Source organism: Streptomyces clavuligerus (assembly GCF_005519465.1).
Classification (GTDB): domain Bacteria; phylum Actinomycetota; class Actinomycetes; order Streptomycetales; family Streptomycetaceae; genus Streptomyces; species Streptomyces clavuligerus.
The window spans coordinates 5,638,463-5,650,889 of the sequence record NZ_CP027858.1; the positions used below are offsets into that span (position 1 = coordinate 5,638,463).

Below are 12,427 nucleotides of genomic sequence, written 5' to 3' on the forward strand. Positions count from 1 at the left end.
CCGTCCGGAATTTTCGGCAAAACCCTGGACGGTACCGAGAGGGCGGCGCTATACATCGGATGACCAAGCGATACCAGCGTTGCTCCAGGCACCCCGCAGCGTTCTCAGACGTTCTCGGTGAATTCCGTTGATTTCGGTGGTCCTTTCCCTCGGAACCGTTCGGGAGTGAACCCATGAGTCCGACCGTCACCCGGTTCGAGGTCCACGACATCCGCTTCCCCACGTCCGAAGAGCTCGACGGCTCCGACGCCATGAATCCCGACCCCGACTACTCGGCCGCCTATGTCGTGATCGGCACCGACGACGGAGCCGAGGGCCACGGCCTCTGCTTCACCATCGGCCGTGGCAACGATGTCACCGCCGTGGCCATCGCCTCGCTGCGCCCCCATGTCGTCGGCCGCCCCGCGCCCGTCGCCGCCGCCTCCCTCGCCGCCCTCCACACCGACCTCACCCACGACTCCCAACTGCGCTGGCTCGGCCCCGAGAAGGGCGTGATGCACATGGCGGCGGGCGCCGTGATCAACGCCGCCTGGGATCTCGCCGCCCGCCACGCCGGACTGCCCGTCTGGGAGTTCCTCGCCACCATGTCCCCCGAGGACCTGGTCTCCCTCGTCGACTTCCGCTACCTGAGCGACGTCCTCACCCGGGACGAAGCCCTGGCCCTGCTGCGCGCCGCCGAACCCGGCCGCACCGCCCGCGCGGCCCGGCTGCGCGCCGAGGGCTACCCCGCGTACACCACGTCCCCCGGCTGGATCGGCTACAGCGACGAGAAACTCGTCCGGCTCGCCAAGGAGGCCGTCGCCAGCGGATTCGGCCAGATCAAGCTGAAGGTCGGCGGGGACATCGACGACGACGTGCGCCGGATGCGGCTCGCCCGTGCCGCCGTCGGCCCCTCGGTGCGCATCGCCGTCGACGCCAACCAGCGCTGGGACGTGGCCGACGCCGTCCGCTGGATGCGGGCCCTCGCCCCCTACCGGCCGCACTGGGTCGAGGAACCCACCAGCCCCGACGACATCCTCGGCCACGCCGCCGTCCGCCGCGGCCAGCCCGTCAAGGTCGCCACCGGGGAGCACGTCGCCAACCGGGTCGTCTTCAAACAGCTCCTCCAGGCCGGGGCCGTGGACTTCGTCCAGATCGACGCGGCCCGCGTCGCCGGGGTCAACGAGAACCTGGCGATCCTGCTGCTCGCCGCCAAGTACGGTGTCCCGGTCTGTCCTCATGCGGGCGGTGTCGGCCTGTGCGAACTCGTCCAGCATCTGGCCATGTTCGACTATGTGGCCGTCTCCGGAAGCTGGGAGGATCGGGTCATCGAGTACGTCGACCACCTCCATGAACACTTCACCGACCCGGTGGTGGTCGACCGGGGCCGCTATGTCGCCCCCCGGGCCCCCGGCTTCTCCGCCCGGATGCTCCCCGAGTCGATCGCCGCGCACCGCTTCCCCGAAGGGCCCGTCTGGCGGGACCGCCGGGCCGCGAAGGAGGCCACGCCATGACCGGAACCCCGGCCGGGGCACCGGAGTTCGCCGGGCTCGGCGCCCTGGTCACCGGAGGCGCCTCCGGGATCGGCGCCGCCGTCGCCCGGCTGCTCACCGCCCGCGGCGCACAGGTCGCCGTCCTCGACCGGGACACCTCCGGCGCCCCCGGGGGCACCCTCGCCCTCACCGCCGACGTCACCGACGACGACGCCGTCCGCCACGCCGTCGACCGGGCCGCCGAGACCTTCGGCGGACTGCACACCGTGGTCTCCAACGCGGGCATCGGCGCCGTCGGCACCGTCACCGACAACGACGACGAGGAATGGCGGCATGTCCTCGACGTCAATCTGCTCGGGATGGTCCGGGTCGCCCGGCACGCCCTGCCCCATCTGCGGGCCGCCGCCACCGGGCGCCCCGGCGCCGTGTCCGTCACCCACACCTGCTCCATCGCCGCCACCGCCGGGCTGCCGCAGCGGGCCCTCTACAGCGCCAGCAAGGGCGCGGTGCTCTCGCTCACGCTCGCCATGGCCGCCGACCACGTCCGGGAGGGCGTCCGGGTCAACTGCGTCAACCCGGGCACCGCCGACACCCCCTGGGTCGCGCGGCTGCTGGATCTCGCCGACGACCCCGCCGCCGAACGGGCCGCCCTGGAGAACCGCCAGCCCACCGGGCGGCTGGTCGGCGCGGACGAGGTCGCCGCCGCGGTCGCCTATCTCGCCTCGCCCGCCGCCGCCGCGGTCACCGGGACGGCCCTCGCCGTCGACGGCGGTATGCAGGGACTGCGGCTCAGACCCCCCGCGTGACGGCCGCCCCGGACCCCACCGCCCCCCAGGGACCGGCCGGCCGTGAACAGCCGAGCGGCAGCCGCCGACCAGCGAAGGACGGGACAGGACAGATGAGAGCGCGTACGACCACGGCCGCCGTCTTGGCCGTACTCCTCGCGGGCACCGCCCTCACCGGCTGCAACCGGGACCCCGGCGGCGCGGGAGCGGCCAGGGTCGGCATCGATCTGCCGCGCAGCGACAGCGACTTCTGGAACTCCTACCAGGGCTACATCGAGAAGGGCGTCGAGGACGGCACCGTCGAGGCGCTTCCCCTCACCAACTCCCAGAACGACGTGGGCAGACTCGTCGCCAATGTGCAGACCCTCACCGACCAGGGCGCCAGGGCCGTGGTGATGGCCCCCCAGGACACCGGGGCGATCACCGAGTCGCTGCGGACCCTGGCGGAGCGGAAGATCCCGGTCGTCAGTGTCGACACCCGCCCCGACCAGGGGGAGGTCTACATGGTCGTCCGCGCCGACAACCGGGCCTACGGGGAGAAGGCGTGCCGGTTCCTCGGCGAGCGGCTGGGCGGCCGGGGCAAGGTGGCCGAATTCCAGGGCGATCTCTCGTCCATCAACGGCCGGGACCGCTCCGAGGCGTTCAGCTCCTGTATGAAACGGGACTTCCCCGGCATCCGGGTCTTCGAGCTGGCCACCGACTGGAAGGGCGACGTGGCCTCCGCCAAGCTCCAGGCCACCCTCGCCGCCCATCCCGATCTGAACGGCCTCTACCTCCAGGCGGGCGGCGTCTTCCTCCAGCCCACCCTCGCCCTGCTCGAACAGAAGAAGCTGCTCAAGCCCGCGGGCGCCCCCGGCCACCTCACCATCGTGTCCAACGACGGCATCCCCGAGGAACTGGACGCCATCCGCGCCGGGAAGATCGACGCGACCGTCTCCCAGCCCGCCGACCTGTACGCCGAGTACGCGCTGTTCTACGCCCGGGCGGCCCTGGACGGAAAGACGTTCAGCACCGGCCCCACCGACCACGGCTCCACCGTCGTGCGCATCCCCGGCGGTCTGGAGGACCAGCTCCCGGCGCCCCTGGTCACCCGGGAGAACGTGGACGACCCCGCGCTCTGGGCCAACCGGCTGGAGAAGCCGGGGCGGCCGTGACCGGCCCCGCACCGCACCCACCGCACGGGCACCTCGCGGGACCGCCCGCCCTGCACGCGGAGGGCATCGTCAAACGCTTCGGGCCCACCCTCGCGCTCGACGGGGTACGGCTCACCGTCGCCCCCGGCGAGTCCCACGCCCTCGTCGGCCGCAACGGCGCCGGGAAGTCCACCCTGGTCGGCGTCGTCACCGGGCTCCACCGCCCGGACGCGGGCACGGTCCGCTTCGGCGGCGCGCCCGCGCCCTCCCACGGCGACGCCGCGGCCTGGCGCGCCCGGGTCGCCTGCGTCCACCAGAAACCCATGACCGTCCCCGATCTCACGGTCGCCGAGAACCTCTTCCTCGGCCGCTACGAACCCGGCCGGCCCTTCATCGGCTGGCGCGGGCTGCGGCGCCGCGCGGCGGAACTCCTCGGTGCCTACGGGGTCGACGCCGACCCCCGCGCGCGGGTCCGGGACCTCACCGTCGAACAGCGGCAGTTCGTGGAGATCGCCCGCGCGCTGTCCTTCGGCGCACGGATCGTCGTCCTCGACGAACCCACCGCCCGGCTCGACGCCCCCGGCATCGCCCGGCTCTTCACCCGGCTCCGCGAACTCTCCGCCCGGGGCGTGGCGTTCCTCTTCATCTCCCACCACCTCCAGGAGGTGTACGAGCTGTGCACCGCCGTCACCGTCTACCGTGACGCCCGCCATGTCCTCACCGCCCCCGTCGCGGACCTCGCCCGGTCCGAGCTGATCGCCGCCATGACCGGCGACACCCGCGGCGCGGCGGGCCGGGACCGCTTCCGGACCACCGCCCGGCGGTCCCCGGCGGAGCAGGGGGAGGAGGCGCCCGTGCCCGTGCTGGCGGCCGAAGGGCTCGCCCTCAGCGGTGTCTACGAGCCGCTGGACCTCGCCGTGCGTCCCGGGGAAGTCCTCGGCCTCGCCGGAAGCGCCTCCTCCGGAACCGTCGCGATCGGGGAGACCCTGGCCGGGCTGCGCGCCCCCACCGCCGGGCGGGTCGCCGTGCACGGCCGCGAGGTCCGGCCCGGAAGCGTGCCCGACGCCCTCGACGCGGGCATCGGCTGCGTCCCCGAGGACCGCCACCACCAGGGGCTCGTCCCCGGCCGCAGCGTCGCCGAGAACGCCACCCTCACCGTCGCCGGACGGCTCGGCCCCTGGGGGATGGTCCTGCCCGCGCGCGCCCGCGCCTTCGCCCAGGAGATGATCACCTCGCTGGACATCAGGACCGAGGGCCCCGGACAGGACGTCGACGCCCTGTCCGGGGGCAATCAGCAGAAGGTCGTCGTGGCCCGCGCGCTGGCCCGGGGGCCGAGCGCCCTGATCGCCCTGCGGCCCACCGCCGGAGTCGACGTCGCCTCGAAGAACGCGCTGCTCACCGTCGTCCGGGAGTTCGCCGACGCGGGGCGCGCGGCCGTCGTCGTCTCCGACGAACCCGACGATCTGCGCGTCTGCGACCGGGTCCTCGCCCTGTTCCACGGCCGGGTGGTGGCCCGTTTCGACGGCGACTGGGACGACCGCGAGCTGGTCTCCGCCATGGAGGGCGCGGCCGACGCCGTCACCGGGCCGCCCGGACCCGGGGACGACGCCACCGAACGGGACCGGGCATGACGGCGGCTGTGGCGGTGGCAGCGGCGGCGGGAACGGCGGCGGGAACGGCGGCGGGGCCGACGGCCAGGGCGCGCCGGGCGCGCGGGGCGGCGACGGCAGCGACGAGCACGCGGGAGCGGCGATGACCGGAACGACACCGACCACCACCACCGCCGGGCGGACCGGCCCCGCCGTCTCCCGGCTGAGCCTGATCCGCTGGAGCGATCTGTCGCTCGTCCCCGTCGTCCTCGTCCTGATGCTGATCGGCTTCGTCGTCTCGCCGGTCTTCCTCACCGCGGACAACCTCATCGGCGTCGTCCAGCAGTCCTCCGAACTCAGCCTGCTCGTCCTCGGCCAGGCCCTCGTCCTCATCTGCGGCCGGATGGACCTCTCCCTCGAATCCACCATCGGCATCGCGCCCGTCCTCGCCATGTGGCTGGTGCTGCCCGCCGAAGGGGGCCGGTTCGCGGGACTCGACGCCCTGCCCCCCTGGAGCGCCATCCCCGTCTGTCTGCTCGCCGGGGCCGCCATCGGCGCCGTCAACGGCTTTCTGATGCTCAAACTGCACGTCAACGGGTTCATCGCCACCCTCGGCATGCTCACCATGCTCCGCGGGCTCCATGTCGGCATCACCGAGGGCAAGTCGATCACCGATGTCCCCGAGTCCTTCCGCCACCTCGGGAAGACCGACTGGTTCGGCGCGCCCGCCGCCGTCTGGATCTGCCTGGCCCTCTTCACCGCCGGGGGGCTGTTCCTCGCCTACCACCGCCATGGGCGCGCGCTCTACGCCATCGGCGGCAACCCCGAGGCCGCCCGCGCGGCGGGCATCCGCACCGACCGGATCGTCTGGGCCGTCCTCGTCGCCGCCGGAGTGCTCGCCGCCTTCGCGGGCATCCTCTACACCGGCCACTACGGCTCGGTCGCCGCCACCCAGGGCAACGGCTGGATCTTCCAGGTCTTCGCCGCCGCCGTCATCGGCGGCATCAGCCTCAAGGGCGGCCGGGGCACCCTCTTCGGCGCCCTCACCGGCGTGCTCACCCTGCAACTCGTCGTCAATGTGATGACCCTCGGCGGGGTGCCCGCGCTGTGGAACCAGTTCCTCAACGGGGCGATCATCATCGTCGCCCTCGTCATCTCCCGCTACGCCAGCGGGGAGCGGCAGGACTGACACCCGCCGTCCCCGTCCGGGGCCGGGCTCAGAGCCCCGCGACCGGCTCGGGACCGGCGCCCCGCAGCGCCGACCGCAGCCAGTGCTCGACGCTCGCCACATGCACCGTCGCCCAGGAACGCGCCGCCTCCCCGTCCCGGTCCCGCAGCGCCGCCAGGATCGCCCGGTGCTCATGGAGGGTCCGGCTCACCGCGTCCTCCTGTGTCAGCCCCCGCCACACCCGGGCCCGGGTCGTCGGCCCCGAGAGGCCGTCCAGCAGCGAGCACAGCACCGAGTTCCCCGACGCCTGGACGATCCGCCGGTGGAACTCCAGGTCCGCCACCACCAGTTCCTCGACGGACGGCTGCGGCCCCAGCGCGTCGAGCTGTGCGCTCAGCTCGTCCAGTTCCGCGCGGGAGATCCGGGCCGCCGCCATCGCGGTCGCCGCGGGCTCCAGGATGCGCCGTACGGCCAGGAACTCCAGCACCGTGTCGTCGCGGTGGAAGTCCACCACGAAGCTCAGCGCCTCCAGCAGCAACTGCGGGTCGAGACTGGTCACATAGGTGCCGTCGCCCTGCCGCACATCCAGAATCCGGATCAGTGACAGCGCCCGCACCGCCTCCCGCAGCGAATTGCGGGACAGCCCGAGACCGGCGGCCAGCTCGCTCTCCTTGGGCAGCCGGTCCCCGGGGCGCAGCGCCCCCGAGACGATCATTCCCTTGATCTTCTCGATCGCCTCGTCGGTGACCGCCATGCCGCGCCCCCTCGTCCTCATGAACCATGAGTCATCGGAGGTCTGAGCGTACAGCGTGGGACGGCGCCCGACACGGACGGGACCAGCGCGTGGACCCGTCCGCCGACGAGGGGGAGACCGGGGCAACGGGGCCCGGACGGACCGGAGGCCGGGCCCGGGAGCGGTGTCCCGGGCCCGGCCTCCGGCCGTGGCGCGTCCGTGTCAGGCGCGGTCCTTGAGCAGACCGTCCACCCTGCCGCGGATCTCGTCCGTCGCGAGACCGCGGATCGTCAGCGTGGTCCGGCGGCGCAGCACGTCGTCCGCCGTCTCGGCCCACTCGTGGTCCCGCGCGTAGACGACCTGCGCCCAGATCTCGGGGGCGTCCGGGTGGACGCGCTCCGCGAGCGCCGGGTCGTCGTTGGCGAGCCGGGCGATGTCGAACGCCAGCGAGCCGTAGTGGGTCGCCAGGTGGCGGGCGGTGTCCGCCGCCATCCGGGGACCGGGCGTACCGCCGTCGACGAGCAACCGGTGCGCCACCGCGTCCGGGTTGGCTATACCGGGCAGCGGCACCTTCTTCGGCAGCCGCGACATCGGCTCCATGTCCTCGGCGAGCGGCCGGCCGGGCAGCTCGGCGAGCTTGTTCATGATGGTGCGGCCGATGTGGCGGAAGGTCGTCCACTTGCCGCCCGCCACCGACAGCATGCCGCCGGAGCCCTCGGTCACCACGGTCTCCCGCTTGGCCTTCGAGGTGTCGCCGGGACCGCCCGGCAGCACCCGCAGACCCGCGAAGGAGTAGGTGATCAGATCGCGGGAGAGCTGCTGGTCGCGGATGGAGAAGGCGGCCTCGTCCAGGATCTGGGCGGTGTCCTTCTCCGTCACCGTCACATCCGCCGGGTCGCCCTCGAACTCCTCGTCCGTGGTGCCCAGCAGCAGCATGTCCTCCCAGGGGAGGGCGAAGGTGATGCGGTACTTGTCGATCGGGGTCGCCAGCGCGGCCTTCCACGGGGAGGTGCGCTTGAGCACCAGGTGGGCGCCCTTGGAGAGACGGATCGACGGGGCCGCGTCCGGGTCCTCCATCCGGCGCAGGTGGTCCACCCACGGGCCGGTGGCGTTGAGCACCAGCCGGGCGCCGACGCCGAACTCGGTGCCGTCGAGACGGTCCTTCAGCTCCGCGCCCGTCACCCGGCCCTGGGTGAAGCGCAGCCCCGTGACCTCGGCGTGGTTGAGGACGGTCGCACCCGCCTCGACGGCCGCGCGGACCGTCATCAGCGCCATACGGGCGTCGTTCATCTGGTCGTCGCCGTAGACGGCGACGGCCTTCAGGTTCTCCGTCCGCAGCTCCGGCACGTCGCGCTGGGCCTTGGCCGCGCTGATGACATGGCCGACGCCGTCGCCGAACGCGGAGAGCGCCGAGTACGCGAAGACGCCCGCGCCCAGCTTCGCGGCGCCGTGCGGGCCGCCCTTGTAGACCGGCAGATAGAAGGTCAGCGGGTTGGAGAGGTGGGGGGCGACCTCCTTGGAGACCGCCCGCCGCTCGAAGTGGTTCTCCGCGACGAGCTTCACCGCGCCGGTCTGGAGGTAGCGCAGACCGCCGTGGAGCAGCTTGGAGGAGGCGGAGGAGGTGGCGCCGGCGAAGTCGCCGGCGTCCACCAGGGCCACCCGCAGCCCGGCCTGCGCGGCGTGCCAGGCGGTGGAGATGCCCAGGATGCCGCCGCCGATGACCAGCAGGTCGTACGACGCCTTGGACAGCTGTTCCCGGGTCTCGGCACGGCTCGGGAGGGAGCCCGCTGCCGGGTGCGTCCCGAGGGCGGGGACGCTCTGCAGGGTGGTCATATGGCTTGCTCCTCGTCAGTCTTCCTCGTCGATCCAGCTCATGGTCCGCTGGACGGCCTTGAGCCAGTTCTTGTACTCGCGCTCGCGCACGTCGGCGTCCATGCGCGGGGTCCATTCGGCGGCCCGGCGCCAGTTGGCGCGCAGCGCGTCGGTGTCCGGCCAGAAACCGACGGCCAGACCGGCGGCGTAGGCCGCGCCGAGGCAGGTGGTCTCGGCGACCATCGGGCGCACCACGGGTGCGTCCAGGACGTCCGAGAGGGTCTGCATCAGCAGATTGTTGGAGGTCATGCCGCCGTCGACCTTGAGCGCGGCCAGCTCGACGCCGGAGTCCTTCGTCATGGCGTCGGTGATCTCGCGGGTCTGCCAGGCGGTGGCCTCCAGCACGGCACGGGCGATGTGCGCCTTGGTGACGTACCGGGTGAGTCCGGCGATCACTCCGCGGGCGTCGGAGCGCCAGTACGGGGCGAAGAGACCGGAGAACGCCGGGACGAAGTAGGCGCCGCCGTTGTCCTCGACGGACAGGGCCAGCGTCTCGATCTCCGCGGCGGACTTGATCAGGCCCATCTGGTCCCGCATCCACTGCACCAGCGAACCGGTGACCGCGATGGAGCCCTCCAGGGCGTAGACCGGGTCCTGGTCGCCGATGCGGTAGCCGACCGTGGTCAGCAGCCCGTTGTACGAGTTGACGGGCGTGCCACCGGTGTTCATCAGCATGAAGGTGCCGGTGCCGTAGGTGGACTTGGCCTCGCCCTCGGAGAAGCAGGTCTGGCCGAAGAGGGCCGCCTGCTGGTCGCCGAGCGCGGAGGCGACGGGGATGCCGTCCAGGACGCCGCCCTTGGCGAGGCCGTAGACCTCGGCGGAGGAGCGGATCTCGGGCAGCACGGCCGCCGGGATCTCCAGGGAGCTGAGGATCTTCTCGTCCCAGTGGAGGCCGTGGAGGTTCATCAGCAGGGTGCGGGAGGCGTTGGTCACGTCGGTGACGTGGACTCCGCCGTCGACTCCGCCGGTCAGGTTCCAGATGACCCAGGAGTCCATGGTGCCGAAGAGGATCTCGCCGCGCTCGGCGCGCTCGCGCAGGCCCTCGACGTTGTCGAGCAGCCAGCGGACCTTCGGGCCGGAGAAGTAGCTCGCCAGCGGGAGGCCGGTCTCCCGGCGGAAACGGTCCTGCCCGACATTGCGGCCCAGTTCCTTGCAGAGCGCGTCGGTGCGGGTGTCCTGCCAGACGATGGCGTTGTGGACGGGCTCACCGGTGGCCTTGTCCCACATCAGCGTGGTCTCGCGCTGGTTGGTGATGCCGATCGCCTTGACGTCGGCGGGGGTGATGCCGGCCTTGTCGAGGGCGCCCGCCACGACTTCCTGGACGTTCGTCCAGATCTCGGTGGCGTTGTGCTCGACCCAGCCCGGCTTCGGGAAGATCTGCTCGTGCTCCTTCTGGTCGACCGAGACGATCCGGCCGTCCTTGTCGAAGACGATGCAGCGGCTGGAGGTGGTGCCCTGGTCGATGGCCGCGATGAACGGTCCGTGCCCGTGGGAGGCGGTGGTGGGGGTGTCGCTCACGGAATGCTCCTGCTGAGGTCGGTGGGGATACGACGGCTGTACCGGTACGGAGTACGGATACGGATCACTGCTCAGGCGAACGCGAGATTGTAGATACCCGCGGCGAGCGCACCGCCGGCCAGCGGGCCGACGACGGGAATCCAGGCGTAGCCCCAGTCGGAGCGGCCCTTGTTGGGCAGCGGCAGCAGGGCGTGGACGATACGGGGGCCCAGGTCACGGGCGGGGTTGATGGCGTACCCGGTGGGACCGCCCAGCGAGAGGCCGATACCGACGACGACAAAGGCGGTGATCAGGGCGCCGAGGGTGCTCAGGCCCTTGCCCTCGGCGTTGAGGCCCTGGGTGAGCACCGCGAGGACCAGGATGGTGGTGCCGATGATCTCGGTGACGAGGTTCTGCCAGACGACGCGGATCTCGGGGCCGGTGGAGAAGATGCCCAGGACCGGGCCTGCCTTGGTGCCGCCGTGCGGGCCCTCGATCGGCTTGGCGGCCTGGCTGCCGACGATCTCGGGGTCCTTGAGGTGGGACATGAACTGGCCGTAGTAGACCACCACGACCAGGGCGGCGCCGATCATCGCGCCGAGGAGCTGGCCGGCGATGTAGACGGGGACGTTGGCCCAGGTCCCGTCCTTGATGGCGATGCCGAAGGTGACGGCGGGGTTGAGGTGCGCGCCGGACAGGGCGCTGGTCATGTAGACGGCCGTCATGACGGCGAAGCCCCACCCGAAGGTGATGGCCAGCCAGCCTGCGCCACGCGCCTTGGAATTCTTGAGGCTGACGGCGGCGACCACGCCGCCGCCGAGCAGGATCAGAACAGCCGTTCCGATCGTCTCGCCGATAAAGATGTCGGAGCTGGACACCGCGACTCCTTTGTCCTTCGTCCAGGGGAAGGCGAACCCCGGGTCCCTCCGGTGGTCCGCGCCCTCAGGTGAGGGCGTTGCCGGCCCTTGGCCCTTGCCACACTCTAACGGGTATTTCCGGTAGGTGTTCGACAATGCCGACCGATGAACGGCAGTTTTACCCCTCGTAAACAAGCCGTCAAGGGTCGTGTGACCGAAAACCTGATCGTTATCGATGATGCGCCCCGAGGGCCCCGAATCCCCGGCGCGGCACCGTGGCAGCCGGGGGAGCCGCGGCCCCTGCCGTCCGGCGGTATGGCCGGAAATCACCCTTGCGAAGCCGTGCCCTCGCGGGCTTGTGGCGCGGGGCCCCGCAGGCCGCCCGGCCCGGAGCGCGGGAACCGGTCGAGCACCGGCCCCGTACCGGGGGCCGGGCGGCCCGACCCTCAGAACCGCCCCGCGCCCAAGTCCCGCGAGACCGCGCGGGCGCAGTCCCGCACCGCCGCCACCAGCTCGGACCGCAGCTCACGGCCGTCGCAGACGCGCTCCACCGCGCCCGTGATCGCCACCGCGCCCACCGGCATCCGCCGTCGGTCGTGGATGGGCGCCGCCACCGCCGCCACCCCGTCCCAGGTCTCCTCGACGTCGGAGCCCCAGCCCCGCGCCCGGGTGAGTGCCAGGACCGACTCGAACGCGGCCGTCTCCGTCACCGTCCGGGGCGTGAAGGGCTCCCGCTCCATCTCGGCGGCCTCCGTGTGCGTCACCGGGTCGTACGCCGCGAGCACCTTCCCCAGGGCCGTCGAGTGCAGCGGCTGCATCGCCCCCACCTCCAGCACCTGACGGCTGTCGTCCGGGCGGAAGACATGGTGGACGATCAGCACCCCGTGCTGGTGCGCCACGCCCAGATGGACGCTCTCCCCACTGGACCGGGCCAGGTCGTCCGTCCACACCAGGGCGCGCGCCCGCAGCTCGTGGACGTCCAGATAGCCCGTGCCGAGCCGCAGCAGCTCGGCGCCGAGCTGGTACCGCCCGGACGCCGGGTCCTGCTCCACGAACCCCTCCGCCTGGAGCGTGCGCAGAATCCCGTGCGCCGTCCCCTTGGCGAGATCCAGCGAGGAGGCGATGTCCGACAGGCCCAGCCGGCGCTCGCCGCCCGCGAGCAGCCGCAGCATCGCCGCCGCGCGCTCCAGCGACTGGATGTTCTTCGCCATCGGATCGACCCTTCCCCACTGCGATTCGACAATGCTGAACACCATTGGTCGATGTCGACCATGGTCATGGTGGAGTGAAGTATCTCGCGACCGGCCGCCCACAGAAACCC

Annotated in this window: 10 protein-coding genes; 5 read left to right on the plus strand and 5 right to left on the minus strand. The window is 72.2% G+C overall.

What is annotated here, in order from left to right:
• Positions 1 to 173: 173 nt before the first annotated feature.
• The 5 genes from CRV15_RS23800 (at position 174) to CRV15_RS23820 (ending at position 6,168) form a co-directional block, all read left to right on the plus strand.
• Positions 174 to 1,493, plus strand: a complete 1,320-nt coding sequence (locus tag CRV15_RS23800) for an enolase C-terminal domain-like protein (RefSeq protein WP_003958483.1) — start codon at positions 174 to 176, stop codon at positions 1,491 to 1,493.
• Positions 1,490 to 2,278 carry an SDR family NAD(P)-dependent oxidoreductase gene (locus CRV15_RS23805; protein ID WP_003958482.1) on the plus strand — a complete coding sequence of 263 codons (789 nt, stop codon included), beginning with the start codon at positions 1,490 to 1,492 and terminating at the stop codon, positions 2,276 to 2,278. The genes CRV15_RS23800 and CRV15_RS23805 overlap by 4 nt, the downstream gene beginning before the upstream one ends.
• A gap of 92 nt (positions 2,279 to 2,370) precedes the next feature.
• Positions 2,371 to 3,411, plus strand: a complete 1,041-nt coding sequence (locus CRV15_RS23810) for a sugar ABC transporter substrate-binding protein (protein ID WP_003959870.1) — start codon at positions 2,371 to 2,373, stop codon at positions 3,409 to 3,411.
• Entirely contained in the window at positions 3,408 to 5,021 is a 1,614-nt protein-coding gene (locus tag CRV15_RS23815) for a sugar ABC transporter ATP-binding protein (protein ID WP_003959869.1), read from the plus strand. The genes CRV15_RS23810 and CRV15_RS23815 overlap by 4 nt, the downstream gene beginning before the upstream one ends.
• A gap of 121 nt (positions 5,022 to 5,142) precedes the next feature.
• A complete protein-coding gene (locus CRV15_RS23820; protein WP_003958480.1) occupies positions 5,143 to 6,168 on the plus strand; it encodes an ABC transporter permease in 1,026 nt (341 codons plus the stop codon).
• Positions 6,169 to 6,196: 28 nt separating this feature from the next.
• Here the strand turns inward: CRV15_RS23820 and CRV15_RS23825 are convergent, their stop codons facing one another.
• The 5 genes from CRV15_RS23825 to CRV15_RS23845 all read right to left on the minus strand — a co-directional run bounded on the left by CRV15_RS23825 (position 6,197) and on the right by CRV15_RS23845 (position 12,317).
• On the minus strand, positions 6,197 to 6,901 hold the full coding sequence (locus CRV15_RS23825) for a FadR/GntR family transcriptional regulator (protein ID WP_009995613.1): 705 nt from the start codon (positions 6,899 to 6,901) through the stop codon (positions 6,197 to 6,199).
• A 201-nt stretch (positions 6,902 to 7,102) separates the two neighbouring features.
• Positions 7,103 to 8,713, minus strand: a complete 1,611-nt coding sequence (locus tag CRV15_RS23830; protein WP_003959867.1) for a glycerol-3-phosphate dehydrogenase/oxidase — start codon at positions 8,711 to 8,713, stop codon at positions 7,103 to 7,105.
• Between the two features lie 15 nt (positions 8,714 to 8,728).
• A complete protein-coding gene (glpK, locus tag CRV15_RS23835; protein ID WP_003958475.1) occupies positions 8,729 to 10,270 on the minus strand; it encodes a glycerol kinase GlpK in 1,542 nt (513 codons plus the stop codon).
• Positions 10,271 to 10,341: 71 nt separating this feature from the next.
• Complete coding sequence (locus CRV15_RS23840) at positions 10,342 to 11,127, minus strand: MIP/aquaporin family protein (RefSeq protein ID WP_003958474.1); 786 nt, start codon at positions 11,125 to 11,127, stop codon at positions 10,342 to 10,344.
• 425 nt (positions 11,128 to 11,552) lie between these two features.
• On the minus strand, positions 11,553 to 12,317 hold the full coding sequence (locus tag CRV15_RS23845; protein WP_009995612.1) for an IclR family transcriptional regulator: 765 nt from the start codon (positions 12,315 to 12,317) through the stop codon (positions 11,553 to 11,555).
• Positions 12,318 to 12,427: the final 110 nt, after the last annotated feature.

Coding starts and splice junctions, on each gene's coding strand:
- CRV15_RS23825 (WP_009995613.1), bottom strand. CDS start 6,901: ATGGCGGTCACCGACGAGGCGATCGAGAAGATCAAGGGAATGATCGTC.
- CRV15_RS23810 (WP_003959870.1), top strand. CDS start 2,371: ATGAGAGCGCGTACGACCACGGCCGCCGTCTTGGCCGTACTCCTCGCG.
- CRV15_RS23845 (WP_009995612.1), bottom strand. CDS start 12,317: ATGGCGAAGAACATCCAGTCGCTGGAGCGCGCGGCGGCGATGCTGCGG.
- CRV15_RS23800 (WP_003958483.1), top strand. CDS start 174: ATGAGTCCGACCGTCACCCGGTTCGAGGTCCACGACATCCGCTTCCCC.
- CRV15_RS23805 (WP_003958482.1), top strand. CDS start 1,490: ATGACCGGAACCCCGGCCGGGGCACCGGAGTTCGCCGGGCTCGGCGCC.
- CRV15_RS23830 (WP_003959867.1), bottom strand. CDS start 8,713: ATGACCACCCTGCAGAGCGTCCCCGCCCTCGGGACGCACCCGGCAGCG.
- CRV15_RS23820 (WP_003958480.1), top strand. CDS start 5,143: ATGACCGGAACGACACCGACCACCACCACCGCCGGGCGGACCGGCCCC.